Raw genomic sequence first — 19,743 nt, 5'->3', positions numbered from 1 at the left:
GGCGCTATTGTAGTGGAGAAGGCCGACGCGCATCCGGCGCCTGTCAATACACGCTCGGCTCGCCGGGCGGGCGCGTCTTGAAGCGCTTGTGCACCCAGTAGTACTGCTCCGGCATCTTCAGGATTTGTTCTTCGAGGAACGCGTTCATCCGGCGCGCATCGGCGTCGGGGTCGCCGCTGGGGTAGTTTTCCCACACGGGGAAGACCTTGAGGCGGTAGCCCTTGTAGTTGGGCAGCACCTCGCCGATGAACGGCAGAATCTGGGCCCGGCCGACTTCGGCCAGCCGGGACACGGACGTCAGCGTACAAGTGTTCACGCCGAAGAACGGCACAAACGTGGAGTTCCGCGCGCCATAGTCCATGTCGGCCGCCAGCATGACCGGCTTGCCCTTTCGGAACATGCGCAGCACATCGCGGGCACTGTCGCCGCGCGCGATCATTTCCGCGTCGAAACGACCGCGCTGCTCGCGGGCCATCGCGTCGAACGCCGGGTTCGACATCGGCGTGTAGAGCGACGCGCACGGCCGGTGCAGCGAGTAATTGATGAAAATCGAGCCCGCCTCGATGCCCACGAAGTGGAACCCGAGCAGGATCGTGGGCGGCATGTTCGGGTCGAGCAGGTCGACCGCCGAATCGAGTTCGATGAGCCGCTCCAGCTTCTTGCCGTCGGCGAACCATTGCACGCTGCGCTCCGCGTAGCTGCGAATGGCATGCACGAACGACGCCTTGGCCACGCGCTCGCGCGTCGCCTCGTCCCAATGCGGGAAACACAGCCGCAAATTGGTGTGCACAACGCGCTTTCGCGAGCTGGGAATCAGGTACAACAGGTGTCCGAGACCGGCGCCAAAGCGCGCGACCCAGCCATAGGGCAGCAGGTTGAGGCCGCGCAGCAGGCCGACGCTCAGGTAGTAGCCGAGGGATTTCTTGGGTGTGGTTGCCATGTCGCAAGCAGGATTTCTTCAGGGGCGTATAATAAGCGACATCGCCGAGTTAACTGACAACTTGCGGGGCGATTCGAATGTGCCACCCTATCGAGGCAGCGCATTCGACCAATTTTCCGCTAAAGCGTCGCCGCTTCCCCTCCGATGACGGCAACGTGAGTCGCCAAATTCGTTTAGAGGAGCCAGAAGTGGCGAACGATTATCTCTTTACTTCCGAATCGGTCTCCGAAGGTCACCCCGACAAGGTCGCCGACCAGATTTCGGATGCCGTGCTCGACGCCATCCTGAAGCAAGACAAGTACGCGCGCGTTGCCGCAGAAACGCTGTGCAACACGGGTCTCGTCGTGCTCGCGGGTGAAATCACCACGACCGCCACGGTCGACTATCAGCAAGTCGCGCGCGAGACCATCCGTCGCATCGGCTACGACAACACCGACTACGGTATCGACTACAAGGGTTGCGCGGTGCTGGTCGCCTACGACCGCCAGTCGCCGGACATCGCCCAGGGCGTGGACCGTGCGCATGACGACAACCTCGATCAGGGCGCCGGCGACCAGGGCCTGATGTTCGGCTACGCTTGCGACGAAACACCGGAACTCATGCCGCTGCCGATCTATCTGTCGCACCGCCTGGTCGAGCGCCAGTCGCAAGTGCGCCGTGACGGTCGTCTGCCCTGGCTGCGCCCGGATGCCAAGTCGCAAGTCACCATCAAGTACGAAAACGGCCGTCCGCACAGCATCGATACCGTCGTGCTCTCGACGCAGCACCATCCGGACATCGCGCTGGAAGCCCTGCGCGAAGCCGTCATCGAAGAAGTCATCAAGCCGGTGCTGCCGGCCGACCTGATCAAGGGCGACATCAAGTTCCTGGTGAACCCGACCGGTCGTTTCGTGATCGGTGGCCCGCAGGGCGACGCCGGCCTCACGGGCCGCAAGATCATCGTCGACACATACGGCGGTGCCGCACCGCACGGCGGTGGCGCGTTCTCGGGCAAGGATCCGTCGAAGGTCGATCGCTCGGCCGCCTACGCGGGCCGTTATGTCGCGAAGAACATCGTGGCCGCCGGCCTTGCCTCGAAGTGCGTGATCCAGGTTTCGTACGCCATCGGCGTGGCGCGACCGACGTCGGTCATGGTCAACACGTTCGGCACGGGCAAGATCAGCGATCAGCGTATCGCCGAGTTGGTCGAGAAGCACTTCGACCTGCGTCCGAAGGGCATCATCCAGATGCTCGACCTGCTGCGCCCGATCTACGAGAAGACCGCCGCCTACGGGCACTTCGGCCGTGAAGAGCCGGAATTCTCGTGGGAAGCGACCGACCGCGCCGACATCCTGCTGGCCGACGCCGGCCTGCGCGCGGTGGCCTGATCCGACATCGCTCTCGTGGTGCCCGCCGGTCTCGACCGGCGAACGCCCAACAAAACCCCCGCTCGGGACTGAACCGGCGGGGGTTTTGTTTTATCGCGACGTCGGATGCCCGACGTCAGAGCTCAGAGGTCAGCGCATCAATTGCCGGATCATCGTGGCGAACACCTTGCCATACGGTGGATTGAGCAGGCCGGCGCCGTTCCAGCGCGCCTGCCGGAAGATCGGCTTCTCCTTGGAGAACGTCCGGAAGCCCGCCTCGCCGTGGTACCCCCCCATGCCCGACGGTCCCACGCCGCCGAACGGCAGCGCATGCTCCGCAACGTGCAGCAGCGTGTCGTTGATCGTCACGCCGCCGGAAATCGTGCCGTCGACGACACGGCCAATGCGCGTATTGTCGGTATCGAACACATACAGCGCGAGTGGACGCGCACGCTCATTGACATAGGCGATGGCGGCGTCCAGGTCATCGTAGGGCACCACCGGCAACAGCGGCCCGAAGATCTCCTCGCGCATCACGCGCATGCCGTCATGAACACCGGTAAGCACCACGGGCGGCAGACGCCTGCGCGCCGCCTGCGCCGGGGTATCGAACAGCGCATGCGACGTGGCGCCCTGCGCCGCCGCCTCGGCGGCAAGCCCGGACAACCGCTCGAAGTGCCGAGACGACACGATGCTCGTGTATTGCGGATTGTTCACGGCGTCGGGATACAAGCGCGCCGCCACCTGCCGCGCCGTGGCAACGAAGGCGTCGAGCTTGTCGCGCGGCACGAGCACATAGTCGGGCGCCACACAGGTCTGACCCGCGTTGACCAGCTTGCCGAGCATGATGCGCTCCACCGCGTGCTCCCATCGCGCACCCGGCCCGATGATGGCCGGCGACTTGCCACCGAGTTCGAGCGTCACCGGCGTGAGGTGTTCGCTGGCCGCTCGCATCACATGATGGCCGATCGACGTCGCACCAGTGAACAGCAAATGGTCGAACGCCAGCGTCGAGAACGCGCGCGCGACCTGTGCGTCACCCGTCACGACCGTGACCCACTCCGGCGGGAACGTCTCGGCCACGGCGGCCGCAAACGCATCCGCGAAGCGCGGCGTGACCTCGGAGACCTTGATCATCACCCGATTGCCGGCGGCCAAGGCGTCGGTGAGCGGACCGACGGCCAGAAACAACGGGTAATTCCACGGCACAATCACACCGACGACGCCGAGCGGCTGCGGCACGACGGCGCGTCGCGCAGGCAGCATCCACAGGTTTGCCCAGCCGCGCGACCCACGCATCCAGTGGCGCGTGTGCGCGAGCGCATGCTTCAGGTTGCCGTGCGACGGGAACAGTTCGAGCATGTCCGTTTCCTGCGCCGAGCGGCCGCCGAAATCCGCGTCGATGGCGCCCGCGAACGCTTCGCGATGCTTGTGAAGCATCGCTTGCAGCGCTTTCAGGTGACGCTTGCGTGTCGGCCATTCGACGTGCGGTGCGGCGTCGTGCGCGCGGCGCATCGCGTCGAAGCGCGGCAATAGCGACGCGCGGGCGATGTCGTCGTCGGTCGAGGTATCCGGTGCCGACAACGGTGTCGCCTCATGCAACCCGTTCAATTCATGTTGGTATCCCATGCCTTCTCCTCCCTGAGGTCGCAGGTGGCCCCCGTAGGGGCCGCCCAACGCCATCGATATATTGTTATCCGTTATGCGAGAAAAGCCCGGTCGAGCCAGGCGCGTTGCACTGCCACCGCGAGCGTGTCCGGCATCACGCCGTACACCCGCCCGCCCGCGTTCGAGAATCGGCTCTCGATGAAGCCATGCGCCAACTCGGCCGGCGCGTGTTCGAGCAACAACGCCGCCTGTGCCAGCAGTACCACCTGCTGTGCAATCGCACGCGCGCGAGTCGCGTGCGTTGCCGGATCGGCCGCCAGCCAACCGTGCAACTGCGCCAACGCCGCGCGCAGCGGCGCATGCGATCCCGTGCGCTCGCCGACCCATCGGAACCAGTGCTGTGCGACGTCAGGCTCACGGCTCATGGCGCGCAACACATCGAGACACATCACGTTGCCCGAGCCTTCCCATATCGAATTGACGGGCGCCTCGCGATACAGCCGCGCCAGCGGGCCGGTCTCGACGTAGCCGTTTCCGCCCCACACCTCCATGCACTCGCCCGCGAGTTCGAGCGCGCGCTTGCATACCCAGAACTTCGCGGCAGGCAGCACGATGCGGCGCCACGCCCGCTCGTGCGGCGAATCGTTGTCGGACACGCCCGCGTCGAACGCCTGTGCCAGCCGCATGGCCAGCCACGTTGCCGCTTCCGACTCCAGCGCCAGATCCGCGAGCACCGTCGTCATCAGATCCTGATCGACGAGCTTCGCCCCGAACGCCGAGCGATGGCGCGCGTGATGAATCGCCTGCACGACCCCCGCGCGCATCATTGCCGCGCTGCCGATCACGCAGTCGAGCCGCGTATACGTCGCCATCTCGATGATCGTGGGAATTCCACGCCCCGGCGCGCCGACGCGTGTGCCATACGCGCCCTGCAACTCGACTTCACTGCTCGCGTTGGAGCGATTGCCGAGCTTGTCCTTGAGACGTTGCACTTGCACACCGTTCTTGCGCCCGTCCGGCGCGTAGCGCGGCACGAAGAAGCAGGACAACGCATCGCTGTCGGCGTCGCGTGCGAGCACCAGATGCGCGTCGCACTGCGGCGCGGAGAAGAACCATTTGTGCCCGACGAGCGAGAACGTGCCGTCCCCGCAATCGGTGGCCGTGGTGGTGTTGGTGCGCACGTCGGAGCCGCCTTGTTTCTCCGTCATCCCCATGCCGATGAGAATGGCGTGCTTCTGCGCCAGCGGCACGTCGCGCGGGTCGTGCTGTGGCGCGAGCAACTTGTCCTTGATCGACGCGAAGCGCGTGGGCTCCTTGGCGAGCACCGGAATGCTCGCGAACGTCATCGTCGTGGGGCACAACGCACCGGCCTCGTTCTGCGCGTGCAGGAAATAGGCCGCCGTGCGCGCCGTCATCGCACCGTCGCGCGGATGCGCCCACGGCAACGACTGCAGTTCGGCCCCCGCAACAAGCCCATGAGCGCATGCCACGACGGATGAAACTCGACGTGATCGATGCGATTGCCTTGCGAATCGAACGATTGCAGTTCCGGCGCGTGACGATTGGCCGCCTCCGCCCACGCCTGCACCTCGGCTTCGCCCAGGCGAGCGCCCTGGCGATGCAGCGTTGTCGCATGCCACCCCGCGCCGAACGCCGCCACTGCGGCTTGCAATGCGGCGTCGGTGGCGTAAAGGTTGTAGTCGGTAAGCGGCGGCACCTGATTGGTGATGTCGTGGGTCTGCCAGGCTTGCGTCATCCGTGTCTCCGTATGCCCAATTGCCGTATGTGACGGTCACGCCATGGGGATCCTTTCATCATAGCGGCTAGGTCCGCGCGCTCCCATAAATTAGAGGATTGCTTCACATCCCCCCGGGCGCAGGGATTGTCTGCTTACAATGAGTGCCGCTTCGAGGCGTCGCCCATGAAGCGGCACCGCGCGCAGCCAGACACGAGACAATCGCGCACAGAACGACAAGCAAAATGCAGCGTACAAGACGTCAAAAAAAGCAGTAGATGCAGTGCCCATCCAAGGGAGGATGACAGCATGGACTACGACTACATCATTGTCGGCGGCGGCTCCGCCGGTTGTGCCTTGGCGGCGCGATTGGCCGACGGTGCGCCGGGCAGCACGATCGCGCTGATCGAAGCGGGTCCGCCCGACAACAGCTTTCTCGTACGGTTGCCGCTCGGTCTCGCCGCATTGGTGCCGTTCCGATCGCGGCGCAACTATGGCTATCGCACGACGCCACAGGCGGGGCTGGCCGGACGTCAGGGCTATCAGCCGCGCGGACGTGGCCTGGGCGGCTCGAGTTCGATCAACGCGATGATCTACACGCGCGGTCACCCGGACGATTACAACGCATGGGCGCAGGCCGGCTGCACCGGCTGGGGATGGGACGACGTGCTGCCGTACTTCCGTCGCAACGAGAACAACGAACGCGGTGCAGACGCCTGGCACGGTACCGGCGGCCCGCTCAACGTTGCCGATCTGCGCACGGTCAATCCGTTCTCGCAACACTATGTCGACGCGGCGCGCGAAGCCGGGTTTCCCGTGAGCGACGACTTCAACGGTCCGCACTACGAAGGCGCGGGCATCTATCAGGTGACGCAAAAAGACGGGCAGCGCTGGAACGCCGCGCGCGCCTATCTGCAAGGAAAATCACGCGCGAATCTGCATGTCATCACCGACGCGCTGGTGCAGCGCGTTGTCTTCGATGGCAAGCGCGCGACCGGCGTCAAAGTGCAACGGCGCGGCGCGCTGGAGACGCTGCGTGCACGCGCTGAAGTCGTGCTGAGCGCCGGAGCGTTCAATTCGCCGCAGTTGCTGATGTGCTCCGGGATCGGTCCCGCCGAACACTTGCGCTCGCATGGCGTGGAGGTGCACGTCGATGCCCCGGGTGTCGGAGAGAACCTGCAGGATCACATCGACTTCATCATCAACAAATACGTGGCGCATCGCGATCTGGTCGGCTACACGCCCGCGGGATTGTGGCATCTGCTCACGCAAGGGCTGGACTATCTTCGCGAGCGGCGCGGCCTGTTCGCCAGCAACGTGGCCGAAGCCGGCGGCTTCCTCAGGAGCGATCCGTCGCTGGCACGCCCCGATTTGCAGATGCACTTCCTCGTGGGCATCTGCGACGACCACAATCGTCGTCTGCATCTGCGCCGAGGCCTGTCGTTGCATGCCTGCGTACTGCATCCGAAAAGCCGCGGGCGCGTGACGCTTGCCAGCGCCGACATGCGCGACGCGCCGCGGATCGACCCGGCTTTTCTGCAAGCGCAGGAGGACGTCGACACGTTGCTGCGCGGGGTGCGCGTGATTCGCCGGATTCTCGCAGCGCCGTCGCTCGCACAGTTCGGTGGCGAGGAGCTGCACAGCCGGGGCATCGAGTCGGACGAAGCACTCACCGCGCTGATCCGTGCGCGCGCCGACACCATCTACCACCCGGTCGGCACGTGCCGGATGGGCAGCGATGCGGCGTCGGTCGTCGATCCGGAACTGAGGGTTCGCGGCGTGGAAGGTTTGCGCGTGGTCGATGCGTCGATCATGCCCACGCTCATCGGCGGCAACACCAACGCCCCGTCGATGATGATCGGCGAAAAGGCCGCGGACCTGATGTTGTCCGGCGGGGGTCGATTGACGCAGCGCGTTGGATCGGCATCCGTCGACACCGCACCGCAAGCACCAGCGACGTTAGCCGCCCGGGCGCAGCCACAGATCCAGGAAAGGCTCGCCCCACAGCCGGCTCGCCACCGCACCCAAGCATAGCCAAGGACCGAACGGCAGCGGCTCGCGCAACGCGCGGCCGCGCCACGCGCCGAGGCCGGCGAAAGCGAGCGTGGCCGCCACCGCGCCGAACGCGAGCATCAGCGGCGTGCCGATCCAGCCCAGCCACGCGCCGCACGCGGCGACGAGCTTGGCGTCGCCGCCGCCGAGTCCGTCGACACCGGTCAGCGCCCGATACGCGCCCCCCATCGCCGCAATGACGCCATACCCCAACGCAGCGCCAAGCACGGCGTCGTCGATGGGTAATGTCAGGCCCGCAACGCTGCCCAGCAAACCGGCCCACAGCAGCGGCAACGTGAGCGCATCGGGCAACAGTCGCGTGTCGATGTCGATCAGCGAAAGCGCGAGCAACGTCGCGCCGAAACCGCACCATGCCAGCATCGCGACGTACTGCGTCGACGGTGCGAACGTCCAGGCGAGCGTCGCGAACATGACACCCACGGCCAGTTCAACGAGCGGGTAGCGCGGGGAAATGCGGTCGCGGCAATGCGCGCACCGGCCGCGCAGGAAGACGTAGCTGAGCACCGGGACATTGTGACGCGCTGCGATGCGAGTCTCGCAATGCGGGCAGCGCGACGGCGGCCACGCGAGGTTGAACGTGGGCGTGACCGGCGGCAACTCGCCCGCCCACGTCGCGGCCTCCTGCGCCCATTGTCGCTCCAGCATGCGCGGCAGACGGGAGACGACGACGTTCAGAAAGCTCCCGACGAGCAGCCCCAGCATCGCCATCGCCACCACCACCGCTTCGCGCGGCAGTGCCCGAAAGTCATTCCCAACGTTATCGATGAGCAACGCCATCATCAGAACATCGACTCCGCGTACTCACCCGCCGCGTGACCGATCTGCAACATGCCGCCCACGGTGAAGATGATCGTCAGACCGACCAACGCCATCAGCACCGAGCGTAGCGCAGCGGAACGCGCCTTGACGCGCTCCGCGACTTCCTCGATGGTCATCAGGCCGATCTTGCGAATGCCGGCATCGAAGTTGGTGCGTCCCGCGTATTCGACCAGACGATCGAAGACCTCCTCGTTGAAGATGCCGGTGTCCATCGCCTTGACCAGACTTCGCTCGCTCTTGAGCGACGCGCGCATGCGCAGCAGGTGCGAGCGCATCCAGGGCGACGCGCCCACGAGCAACAGCGAGACGGCGTCGAACACCGACGTCTTCGCCCCCGTCAGTGCAGCGAGCGCCACAAGGAACTCGCCCGCCCGCACATCGCGATACACGGCGTACGGGCCGAAACGGTCGGCGCGTCGACGCAGCGGGCCCGCCCATCGACTCAGCGACAGCGAGATCGCCACCACGACCGCAAGCGGCACGCCATAGAGCAACGGCCACCAATTCGCCACGAAGCCCGACAACACATACAGCCCCTTGCCCACGAGCGGAAACCGCTCCGGCGGCATGATCTCGGTCATGATCGGCATCATGCCGTAGGCCACGCCCAACTGGATCGCGGCGAGCAGCACCGACATGAAGATCGGCAGCACCACGGCCCCGGCGATCGCCGCGCGGGTTTGCTGCTGCAAGGTGACCACACGCGCCAGAAAGCGCAGCGTGCCGGCAAGATCCCCCTTTTCGCCGGCGGAAATCACGATCAGGTCTTCGTCGGGAATCGTGCCCTGCCACGACTTGCGCAGGTTCTTCGAGCTGGCGCGGTCGCGCCAGATGGCATAGAGCGGCGCCATCGGATTGCGCCGCTCCTTGGCGCGCGCATACCGGCGGGAGAACAGTTCGAACGGATTGGCACCGTCCTCGATAGCGTCGGCGAAGTCGCTGTAGAACTTCGCGCGCATCTTGCGAAAATGACGTTTCGCCCGGCTCAGTCCCGGATACGGATCGCGCGCGGGCGATAGCTTGGCTAGCAGATGTTTGACGGCTTCGAGCATAGGCATTTGAAGGGCGTTTCAAACCAGTTTCGTGACAACGGCTCACACACTCGCGAGTCGGCGCGGCGGCTGCGGCGACGTGGAGCCGCCCTTCCATAACTGGAACTTCTTGAGCTTGTAGAACGCCGCCTCGATGTCCTGCGGATCGATGCGGCCCTGCGCCATCTTGTAGATCGCATGCTCCATCGCCGACTTGCCGCACATGACGGGGCTCGTGAGATCGCCGTCGTGGTACGCGCGCCAGTGCCGCTGCGCTTCCCAGAATTTCGATTGCCGCAACAGGTCGAGCAATTCCTCGGTCAATTCGCACACCTCCGCCACGACTGTCTGCCCGGCCGTGCCCCGGCCCTTGCATTGCGCGCACCCCGGCCCCGCCACACAGACACGCGCCGTGTCGATGCCGAGGCCACCGATCACGCTCAACGTCATCTCGTCAAGCTTGCCGATAGCCGGCAACTTGCAGTGATCGCACAGCACCGGAATCAGCTTCTGGTACACCATCGCGGTAAGAAAATTGGGGGAGGTCACGGCGGAGACGGGCATGCCGATCTCGTCGCTGATCAGGCGCGGAATAATGCCGAAGGCGCTCGACGCGTGCACGGTCGAGAGCACCTGGTGCCCCGTCTCGGTCATCGATTTCGCGAACGAGCCGGTCTCCACGTCGCGGATCTCGCCGGGCATGAGCTTGTCCGGATCGCCGCGCAGCAGCACTTTCGCTGCCGCGCCGAAGGCCGATTCGCCGTGACCGTCTTCGGCACGCCGCTGAATCGGGATCTGCGTCACATGCGGCTGGATGTACTCGACCGGATCTTCGATGGAGAAGAATTTCTTACCGGCGTCGCGCTCGTACATCATCATGGTGCGCAAGGTCGTCGACTTTCCCGAGCCCGTCTCGCCCGCGATGATTGTCAGCCCCGGGCTGCGATACACCGCGTTCTCCAGCACTTCGACCTGGTCGTCCGAATAGCCGAGTTCGGCGAGCGACATGACATCGTCGTCGACGGCCTCGTTGACGAGCAGGCGCAGCACGACATCGACGCCGCGATTTTCCTTGATGCTCTGCAGGCGCAGCTGATACTTGCGATTGCGCAGGTTCAAGGGAATCGAGCAACTCTGATGCTGGTCCTCGTCGAAGTGATTGTGGCTGCGGCTGCTGGGGTCGGCGCGCGAGTTGTAGGCCGCCGAGACCGCGTCGAGCATCGCATGGTAGTCGCGCGACAGGCGATCGACCTCGCTGGTGGCGCGCAACTTGCCGTGAATGCGCATGCGCACGCGCACATGCCGGCCCTCGCGAAACTCGAAATGGATGTCGGACGCCCGAGCGTCAATGGCGCGCTCGATGATCAGATCGAAATTCCGGTAGGCGCCGGTGCGCTGCTCCTCGGTGCGTGCGCCGTCATCGCCGTTCTGTTGCAGACGCGACTGCATGAGCAGGATCTCTTCGGTCGTGCCGACATAGACACCTTCGAGATCGAGCCGGTGCGTCGCCCGCACCGCCTGCTCGAAACGCGAGAGCAGATCCGAGCCCTGCATGCGAACGAACGTCGTGTGCTCGAGCAACACCAGGAACAGGCGCGGCTTGATGGCCACGAGCACCAACGACCCGTTTTCGGCGCCCGCCAGGGTGATGCCGAGATCCTGACGCCAGCCCTGCGTTTGGATGTCTTCCAGGCGAAGGTCGGCAATCGGTCGTGCGACAGCGCCGCCACGCGCGTTGACGCGCGAGAACGCGGCTTGGAAACGGTCAGAAATCGTTGCCATCGCGTCGCCCCGGTGAGCCCTGTCTGGCGTTGTTCGTGGGTGCCGGGCCCATCGCATTGGGCAACAGCAGGCGACGCGGCTTGCCGCCTCGCGCCACGTCGACGAAGTCGCTGCCGATCTTCACCACCCGCCAGTCGCCGAACCGGTCGCCGTTGCTCACGTTGTAGCCGAAGCGGCCATCGACGCGCAAATAGGCCACCGTGGTCTCGTCGACGCCGTGAATGAAGAGCAGCTCTGGCGGCACGTCGGGCGCCCCACCGCTCGTGGGCGGACGCTCGGCCCCTTTTGCCTCGCCCTGGGCGTCCGCGGCTTCCTGCGACGACTTGAGGTGGGCGCGCGCAAAGGTGTCGATGGTCTCGGCGGCACGCGCGGGCACGATCGACATCGGCAACGACAGCATCGCGGCCGTCGCGACCCCAGCGGTCAAGCGAAGCTTAGTGGACATAGTAGGTTCCTTGAGCGGAGAAGACGGGTTTGGTGTCGTCGATCACGATCGTCAACTCGTGCAACGACATGTTGCCGGCGCGCATCATCAGACCGGCCACGGAATCGACGAACGCCAGGTGCCCGGCCATCTTCCACTCGCCCTTGGCGATCGGCGGCGGCACATCGCTGCGTCCCGCGACCTCCGGCGGCACGTTGACGAGCGGCTGAGGCATCGAGAGCGAGATGTCCATGCCGTAGTCCCCGAGCGATTGCAGACGGGCACCCGCCGTGCGCAGGAATTGCGTGCGCGGCACAGGCGTCACACGCGCATCGCCGTCGTCAGGATCGTCTTCGTCGTCGGCAGGCGTTTGCGCGACAGCCTTGGCCGTCGCAGCGACGGCGGACTTCGACACCGGCGGGACGGCGTCGACGGGCGTCATGGACTCCGTCGCGTGGTCGAGATCGACGATCTGCGCGTTCGGACGTTGCGAGAGGAGCAGATCGAATGTGCCGCCCTCCTGGCGTTGCCACTGAATCTCACAGTCCTGCGTGTTGCACGAAATGGCGGCGGGACGCCATCCGCCCGCGTTCGCCGGCAGGGCCTGAATCGTGTATTGCAGTCGACGCGCATACGACGCCCCGGCCGCGAACGGCTCTGCGTCGATGGCGCGCGCAAGCGCCTGCTTGTAGACATCGACCGGATCGACCCGATTGGCCGCCGCGCGCTTCGCCTGCTGCATGTCGTCATACCAGGACCACCCCCACGCCCCGGCGCCACCGACGAGACAGAGCGTGACGAGTGCGATGGCCGCGATTTTCAGTTGCCGTGCCGGCAGGGGCTTGCGCACCGCCTGCAGACACGCCTCGCGCGACGGTTCCTGATCGACCTGCTTCGCGATGTCCTCGAGCGTGAGCGCCACGTCGGCAACGCCGAAACTCAGGGGCGCCACACCGGCAATCGTGATCTCGCCGTCGATCTCTGCGGCCCATTGTTCCAGCCGCGCGCGCACGTCGGACGCTGGCACCACCAGATCCAGTTCCGGACGGTGCTCGCGCAGCGTGATGAGGAGCGTTGCCGCGGCGTTGTCGGGGTCGGGATGCAGAAACGCGACATTCGGCGCATCGACCATCGCACCGAGCACGGCGCCCAGCGCGTATCGCTCCGGCGTGCCTTGCCCCTTGATGACCGGGTCCGTTGAAAACAGGCCCACGGTGCGCGTACCGGCGCCGTCGTCGGCCACGGCGAAGTGCGATGCATCCCGGCTTCTGGCAAGCCCACGGATCTCCGTGGCTTCCTTTTGCAAGCCGATCAACGTCTCCCACTGCCCACCGACGACGAGATGGTTGGACAATATGCGCGTCATGTCACACGCCCTCGGTCAGTTCCGGCGAAATCAGGATGACGACTTCCTTGACCTGCTGACGCGCCTCCTTCGTGCCGCCTTCGTAATTGAAGATGCCGTCGCGATCGGTCGAATCGTCCTTGCGGCGAAAGCCGCTGAGCACCAGCGTATCGCCCGACTTGAGCGATGCCCGCTGCATGGTCTGGATCGACGCCGTGATCGGCAACTGCATAAAGGTGCCCACGCCGAGACCGTCGTCGCCGCTCCCGCGACCGCCCTCGCCCTGGCCGCCAATGCCCACCTGCACGCCATCGGTTCCGATTTTCGCGCTCACGTCCGTGCCTGAGCCCTCTCCGGCGCCCGCGTTGCTGCCGCTCGGCGTTTCCTTGCCCGTGCGCAGGTTGATCTTGTCGAGCTTCCTGAGGTCGGACATGTCGATCTGAACCTGCAACATCACGCTTCGGTTATCCATGAGCGTGGGCAGCAGATTCATCACGAAGCCCGTGGTCAGCACCGACTGTTCGGCGGTCACGACGGCTTGTCCGCCGTAATTGCCGGGTGTCATCTTCGTTTGCGCGACGAAGCCCTGATTTTGAGTGACGGCGACCGGCGCCGGCTGATTGTTCAGCGTGACGACCGTGGTGTCGATCACCGTACTCACGCGCCCCTGCTGGCTGAGCGCGCGGATGAAGGCGTTGGACCCCTTGAATCGCCCGGTATCGATCGTTCTGAGCTGCATCCCACCCTTGCGCGACATGAGCGAGCCGCCGGCTGCTGGGCCCGCCAGGCCCAGCGTGATGCCGCTCGCCGCCTGATACACCAGATCCCAGTCGACGCCCGTGGCCGAATTCTCCTCGAGCGAGACCGAGTACACCTGCACGCGCAGCTTGACCTGACGGCCGAGCACCGCGTTCTCCGCGTCGATATAGCTCGCCACGCGTTCGATGACGTCGGCCGAGTCGCTCACGACCAGCGAACTCGTCACGACGGAAGGCGTGACACGTCCGCCCTCCGAGAGCATGTCGCTCACCGTCTTGACGAGATCCGTCCAGTAATCGAGTTCGGACTCCACGCTGACCTTCGCGTCGGCATTGAAGCTCAGATCGACGCCGCCCGCCGAGCCGCCCGCCCCGCCACCGCCCGAGGCACCGCGACTGGCCTGCATTTGCGACGCCTTGCCCACCGACGCCCGATACGACGAACTGCCGGGCATCATCTTGATCTGGAAAGTCCGCGTGACATACCGTGCGAAATGAACCACGCCGTCGCGGTAGGTCCAGTGCGTGCCGGTTCGAAACGCAATGGTGTCCAACAGTCCCGACAGCGTGCCGGCGTATTGCAGCGGCACCGTCGGCTCGCCCGTGTCGGCGCAATTGAGCTGGAAGAGGTTGGCCGGGCTGCCGCCGTTGCTGCCACGGTTCGCGGCACGCGGGCCGCCCCCGCCGCTACCTGCGCCACTCCCGCCACCCGCGGCGCACGACACGTCCGAGGCCAGGCGAATGGTCAAGCCGTTGCCGCGTGCCACCTGGGCCAGCACGACCGACATCGGCAATGGCGCGCCGGTCGCGAAGCGCACGTTGCGCTTGAAGAAGTCCGGTAACGCTATCGAGGCGTTGATCGGGACGGAACGCTTGGCCAGCCACGCCCCCTCCACGTGCTCGATGGCGCGAATCGGGACCGCCGCATGCGTGTCGAACGCCGATTGCGCGTTCGTCAGCACCTGCGAAACGTTGGCGTCGGTCTTGGAGAGCATGCCGGGCGTGCCGCACGCCGTCAGGAACGTAGTGGCGCACAACACGCCAAGTCGCTTACTCATGGATTACCGCTTCCGTGATGAAGGCTGCGCCGGGGGGAGCGCAACGCTTGTTATTGAGTGGCGTGAACGACGCGCAGCACGCGGTTGGCCTCGTAGACTTTCACGCGAATGGGGGCATCGGTGTTCTGCAACGAAACCACGATCTGCTCGACGATGCCCAGGAAGTCGCCCGTGAAGGTGGCGGGATACTCGATGGGGAAGTCGCGATCGATCTCCCAGGCGAGTTGCCAGCCGTGCGCCTCCAGGTAACGCTGAAGCGCCACAGAGACGCGGCCGTCGCCCGGCGACATGAGCAGTTCGAGAAGTTCGCGCACTTCGACCTGCGCAAGCGGTTCCGACGCGGCGATGGCCGGCGACGGCGATACGGACGACAGGGGCAATGTGGGCAATGCGGACGTCAAGCCCCCTCCGGCAGCGCATCGTTCGACGATGCCGTGTCCAGCGCGCTCGCGAGCGGCGGTGGCGGCGATACTGCCGCCGCCCTGCCGGACATCAACGGTTTGTGACTGGCGAACGCGATCTGCAGATCGGACGATCGAGACGCCTCTCGAGACCTCTCGACAGCGACAACCGTACTCGACCAGACGGTTGTCGCGACGGCAGCGGTCAGCACGCTTTTGATGTGCATGTTTTCCTCACGTCGAATTCAATGCCGAAATACCGGACGGGGTTCGATCATGAGATCAGGAGCCGCTGATGGTGAACTCGAGCTTCGCCTTGGTCAGGTCGTTCTTCTGGCCCGCGTCGTCCCCCGACATATTCGAGGATTGGCACGCCACCGCCAGGTTGCCCATCTCGAAGGGCTTTTTCAAATTCTTGAGATTCGTACCGTTCACGGTGACTGTCGTGAAGTTCGAGTGCAGCGTCGTCATGAACTTCTGACATTGATCGCTGGGCACATCCTCCGACGTCACCTGAACCCCGAAATTCGGCCCATCGTTGATCTTGGTCGTGATGGGTGCCATTTTCAACGTTCCGCCGAAGCGGTTCAGATATTCGCCGACCGTGCCTGCCGGAGACGGGGTAATCGAGCCGAACAGACCCATCTTGTCCATATCTTGCGGGCTCGTCTTGGCCGTCAGTTGCCCGGAAAGCACGGCGTTTTGAATCGACACCACGGCCATCTGCCAGTCCTTGATCTCCTGGTTCACGCGCACGGAGTTCATCAGCCTGGGCACACCCACCATCGCCCCAGCCATGATCAGCCCCATGACCGCGACGGCGACGGACAACTCGACCAGCGTCACACCGCGCTGGCCGCGCTTGATCCATCGACCCTTCATCTTGTTTTTCATTTGCACGAGTGCGCCCTCGTTCACTTGCATGTCCATACCCCTCTTCCTGAGCAAATCGATTGGAAAAGCCGCGCGCCTTTGCGGTGACATCCGTGCGCTGCGACAGGGGCGATTTATGCCTGAACACTCGGCACCGCGTTATCGCGTGTTATCCGAATTTTTCGCAAATTGACAATTCCGGGGGCAGGAAAGCACCCATCTGCGTGCCAATTTCGATAAGACGCTGTCTCTCGCCAAACGGCGAACAAGCGTCCTGGAGGAAGTTCAGAGCAAGGAGGGGCAAGGATCGACGCGAACGAGTGTCGCACCAGGGGTTGTCGTGGCCGTCAGAATCGGCCCAACCGCAACAAGAGTATTCCCAACGTCGCGCGCCGACGTCATCATTCAGCGGTTTCACAAGGCGCGTGGCACGCGTGCGTACGCAGATCGGGACGGTAACGCCACGCGGCGTGGAAGACCGGACGCACCGCGGATTTGCGCCGCCCGCCGCCGAAAACACGACGCCGGACGCGTCAGCGCACCGCAGTCATTCCACCTTCATGCCCGCGAGTTCCGGTCGTGCGGGCGGGTAGGACAGATTCAGATCGGTCAGCGCCTGCACCAGCAACTCAGCCACCATCAGGTTGCGGTGACGTTTAGCGTCGGACGGCACGACGTACCAAGGCGCGTGTTCCGTCGACGTGGCGGATAGCGCCGCCTCGTAAGCCTTGGTGTAATGCGGCCAGAAGCTGCGCTCCTTGAGATCGTTCAGTTCGAACTTCCAGTGCTTGTTCGGATCGTCGATGCGCTCCTGCAAGCGTTTGCGCTGCTCGTCGGACGAGATATACAGGAAGCACTTGACGATGCGCGTGTGGTTGTCGGCCAGCAGACGCTCGAAGTTGTTGATGTGCGTGTAGCGTCGCTTGCACTCGTCGGCGTCGATCCAGTCGTGCACGCGCGTGATGAGCACGTCTTCGTAATGGCTGCGATTGAAGATGACCAACTCGCCCGCCCCGGGCACGACGCTATGGACACGCCACAGAAAGTCGCGCGCCAGTTCCGTGGGCGTGGGCGACTTGAAATTCGCCACGCGAATGCCGAGCGGATCGACGTTCTGGAACACCGCGCGAATGGTGCTGTCCTTGCCGCTGGTGTCCATGCCCTGCAACACGAGCAGGACACGTTGCCGGCTGTTGGCGTGCAGAAGCGTCTGCAACTCGTCGAGCTTGAGCGCCAGCTCGGCCATGCGCGCCTTGTCGTCGCCCTTGCTCTCGCCGCTGAATGGCGTATCGGCCGGATCGTAATCCGACAGGTCGAGCTTCTTGCCGAGCGGTACGCGGTATTTCTCGAACATCGCCAACTCCTCGTGACAAGCCTGCGGGCTAGTATCGCGCAAAAACAAAAGCGCGGCGCCGAACGGGCCACCGCGCTTGTTGCCTGAGGGATTCTCGCCGCCGCGTTGGCAGCGGGTTCTCCCGCGTCAGGCCCGAGCTTCTTCTTGAGCAACGCGTTGACCTGCGCCGGATTGGCCTTGCCCTTGGTGGCCTTCATCGCCTGACCGACCAAGGCGTTGAACGCCTTCTCCTTGCCCGCGCGGAACTCTTCGACGGACTTGGCGTTGGCGGCCAGCACCTCGTCGATGATCTTCTCGATCGCGCCCGTGTCGGTGATCTGCTTCAGCCCCTTCGCTTCGATGAGGCGATCCGCCGCGCCCTCATCGGTGGCGCGCTCCTCCCACATCAACTGGAAGACTTCCTTGGCGATCTTGTTGGAGATCGTGTTGTCGGCGATGCGAGCGAGCAGACCCGCGAGCTGCGCGCTCGAGACCGGGCTTTGGTCGATGCCGATGTCTTCGCGGTTCAGCAGGGACGACAACTCGCCCATGATCCAGTTCGCGGCCGGCTTGGCACTCGCCTTGCCCGTCTTCGCGACCACGGCTTCGAAGTATGACGCTTGCGCTTTCGATTGGGTGAGCACAGCGGCGTCGTAGTCGGACAAGCCGTACGACTCGACGAAGCGCGCCTGCATGCCGGCGGGCAGCTCGGGCAACCCGGCGCGCACGCGCTCGATCCATTCGTTATCGATCACGAGCGGCAGCAGATCCGGATCCGGGAAGTAGCGATAGTCGTGCGCGTCTTCCTTGCTGCGCATCGAACGCGTTTCCTTCTTGTCCGGATCGTACAGACGCGTTTCCTGCACCACCGTGCCGCCGTCTTCGATCAATTCGATCTGACGGCGCACTTCGTACTGAATCGCCTCTTCGAGGAAGCGGAACGAGTTCAGGTTCTTGATTTCAGCACGCGTGCCGAATGCCTTCTGACCGACGGGACGCACAGAGACGTTGGCGTCGCAGCGGAAAGAGCCTTCCTGCATGTTGCCGTCGCAAATGCCGAGCCACACCACGAGTCCGTGCAACGCCTTCGCGTACGCCACGGCCTCGGCCGCGCTGCGCATGTCGGGCTCGGTCACAATTTCGAGCAGCGGCGTGCCGGCGCGGTTCAGGTCGATGCCGGTCATGCCGGCGAAGTCTTCGTGCAGCGACTTGCCCGCGTCTTCCTCAAGATGCGCACGCGTGAGCGTCACGACTTTTTCATAGGCTTCGCGACCGGTGCGGGCATCCGCCTCGACCTGGATCTTCAACGAGCCGCCCTGCACCACCGGGATTTCATACTGACTGATCTGATAGCCCTTCGGCAGGTCGGGGTAGAAGTAATTCTTGCGCGCGAAGATGCTGCGCGGCGCAATCGTCGCCCCAATGGCCAGGCCGAATTCGATCGCGCGCTCGACAGCCCCGCGATTGAGCACCGGCAACACGCCCGGCAGCGCCAGATCCACGGGACAGGCCTGCGTGTTGGGGGCCGCGCCGAACTGCGTCGATGCGCCCGAGAAAATCTTGGAAGCGGTGGAGAGCTGTGTGTGCGTCTCCAGACCAATAACGACTTCCCATTGCATAAGGTTCACCCTGTCTCAACTTGTCGGCATGGCGCATTCGCCCTGCCCTTGCCGCCGGTCGTCGCCGCGACGGTGACGCTCCGGCCTCTGTTCCTGTTCGCCGATGCTGGCTGGCGCTGGTTCGCGTCTACCGGCGAGTATCCGCCGCGCAAATCCCCGAGCGCGGATCGAAACTCACCGGCCAGGCGTTCTGGTAAATGCCTGGCGTGCAATACGCCTCGCAGTTGGCATGGCCGATGGTCACGTTGCCTGGATCCTGCCAGATCAGCAGCTTGCAGCTTCCGCTGTTCGCCCGCAGTTCGATGCTCGGGCGCCACTGCGTCTGGTGGAAATCCGCCAGATTGAAGTGGCAGCTGCCCCGCTGGCCGACCCACAGGCGCCAGTCGAGCGACTGCACCTGATTGGACGCCACCTTGAGCGTTGCCTGTTCGCGAAAGCCATCTTCGTCCGTCTGCGAGCAATAGCCCGACAGATTGATCTCGCGGTAGGCGATCGGCGTCGGACGCCCGATCGGCAAGCTGCACGACGCGAGCGTGAGCACCATGCCGGCGAGCGCCAGCCCCTTCAATGCCCATGCGGCGGTGCGCGCCCCCTGCGG

The 19,743-nt window shown here is 64.7% G+C and carries 15 protein-coding genes and 2 pseudogenes; 2 read left to right on the top strand and 15 right to left on the bottom strand.

The genetic code is table 11. The features are described from left to right. Positions 1-43: 43 nt before the first annotated feature. A complete protein-coding gene (locus DRB87_RS01105; protein ID WP_130024547.1) occupies positions 44-940 on the bottom strand; it encodes a lipid A biosynthesis lauroyl acyltransferase in 897 nt (298 codons plus the stop codon). Positions 941-1,128: 188 nt separating this feature from the next. Between DRB87_RS01105 and metK the strand changes: the two genes are divergently transcribed. After that, positions 1,129-2,307: a methionine adenosyltransferase gene (gene metK, locus DRB87_RS01100; RefSeq protein WP_017235129.1), complete on the top strand. Its 1,179-nt coding sequence runs from the start codon at positions 1,129-1,131 to the stop codon at positions 2,305-2,307. A gap of 129 nt (positions 2,308-2,436) precedes the next feature. On the opposite strand, the gene DRB87_RS01095 is transcribed toward metK, so the two are convergent. Beyond that, positions 2,437-3,915, bottom strand: coding sequence for a coniferyl aldehyde dehydrogenase (locus DRB87_RS01095; RefSeq protein WP_130024546.1), 1,479 nt, complete (start codon positions 3,913-3,915; stop codon positions 2,437-2,439). Positions 3,916-3,986: 71 nt separating this feature from the next. After that, positions 3,987-5,650, bottom strand: a pseudogene (locus DRB87_RS01090) (isovaleryl-CoA dehydrogenase). A gap of 288 nt (positions 5,651-5,938) precedes the next feature. Between DRB87_RS01090 and DRB87_RS01085 the strand changes: the two are divergent. Then, a complete protein-coding gene (locus DRB87_RS01085) occupies positions 5,939-7,663 on the top strand; it encodes a GMC family oxidoreductase (protein WP_130024545.1) in 1,725 nt (574 codons plus the stop codon). Here DRB87_RS01085 and DRB87_RS01080 read toward each other — a convergent pair. From DRB87_RS01080 to DRB87_RS01025, 12 genes and pseudogenes are all read right to left on the bottom strand, one after another. Further along, entirely contained in the window at positions 7,589-8,482 is an 894-nt protein-coding gene (locus tag DRB87_RS01080; RefSeq protein WP_240756132.1) for an A24 family peptidase, read from the bottom strand. The two genes, DRB87_RS01085 and DRB87_RS01080, sit on opposite strands and share 75 nt — an antisense overlap. Next, positions 8,482-9,579, bottom strand: coding sequence for a type II secretion system F family protein (locus DRB87_RS01075; RefSeq protein WP_130024544.1), 1,098 nt, complete (start codon positions 9,577-9,579; stop codon positions 8,482-8,484). Before DRB87_RS01075 ends, DRB87_RS01080 begins: the two co-directional genes overlap by 1 nt. Before the next feature lie 36 nt (positions 9,580-9,615). Further along, positions 9,616-11,334 (bottom strand): GspE/PulE family protein, encoded by a 1,719-nt coding sequence (locus DRB87_RS01070; RefSeq protein WP_165385219.1) that lies wholly within the window; start codon positions 11,332-11,334, stop codon positions 9,616-9,618. Continuing rightward, positions 11,318-11,779, bottom strand: a complete 462-nt coding sequence (locus tag DRB87_RS01065; RefSeq protein WP_130024542.1) for a hypothetical protein — start codon at positions 11,777-11,779, stop codon at positions 11,318-11,320. The genes DRB87_RS01070 and DRB87_RS01065 overlap by 17 nt, the downstream gene beginning before the upstream one ends. Further along, a complete protein-coding gene (pilO2, locus tag DRB87_RS01060; RefSeq protein WP_130024541.1) occupies positions 11,769-13,124 on the bottom strand; it encodes a type 4b pilus protein PilO2 in 1,356 nt (451 codons plus the stop codon). Before pilO2 ends, DRB87_RS01065 begins: the two co-directional genes overlap by 11 nt. A gap of 1 nt (position 13,125) precedes the next feature. Next, on the bottom strand, positions 13,126-14,919 hold the full coding sequence (locus DRB87_RS01055; RefSeq protein WP_130024540.1) for a secretin N-terminal domain-containing protein: 1,794 nt from the start codon (positions 14,917-14,919) through the stop codon (positions 13,126-13,128). A gap of 50 nt (positions 14,920-14,969) precedes the next feature. Further along, positions 14,970-15,320 (bottom strand): toxin co-regulated pilus biosynthesis Q family protein, encoded by a 351-nt coding sequence (locus DRB87_RS01050; RefSeq protein WP_130024539.1) that lies wholly within the window; start codon positions 15,318-15,320, stop codon positions 14,970-14,972. Beyond that, positions 15,317-15,547, bottom strand: coding sequence for a hypothetical protein (locus DRB87_RS01045; RefSeq protein WP_130024538.1), 231 nt, complete (start codon positions 15,545-15,547; stop codon positions 15,317-15,319). The genes DRB87_RS01050 and DRB87_RS01045 overlap by 4 nt, the downstream gene beginning before the upstream one ends. 55 nt (positions 15,548-15,602) lie before the next feature. After that, entirely contained in the window at positions 15,603-16,250 is a 648-nt protein-coding gene (locus DRB87_RS01040) for a type 4 pilus major pilin (RefSeq protein ID WP_165385218.1), read from the bottom strand. A 490-nt stretch (positions 16,251-16,740) separates the two neighbouring features. Then, complete coding sequence (locus tag DRB87_RS01035; RefSeq protein ID WP_130027649.1) at positions 16,741-17,547, bottom strand: polyphosphate kinase 2 family protein; 807 nt, start codon at positions 17,545-17,547, stop codon at positions 16,741-16,743. 131 nt (positions 17,548-17,678) lie between these two features. After that, positions 17,679-19,145: pseudogene (gene gatB, locus DRB87_RS01030) on the bottom strand (Asp-tRNA(Asn)/Glu-tRNA(Gln) amidotransferase subunit GatB); the annotation flags it as partial. 127 nt (positions 19,146-19,272) lie between these two features. Then, the gene (locus tag DRB87_RS01025; RefSeq protein ID WP_240756352.1) at positions 19,273-19,689 is read right to left on the bottom strand and encodes a hypothetical protein; all 417 of its coding nucleotides are present in this window, start codon (positions 19,687-19,689) and stop codon (positions 19,273-19,275) included. Positions 19,690-19,743: the final 54 nt, after the last annotated feature.

Source organism: Pandoraea sp. XY-2 (assembly GCF_004193915.1).
GTDB lineage: Bacteria > Pseudomonadota > Gammaproteobacteria > Burkholderiales > Burkholderiaceae > Pandoraea > Pandoraea cepalis.
This window is presented reverse-complemented; position numbering and strand designations above follow the sequence as displayed.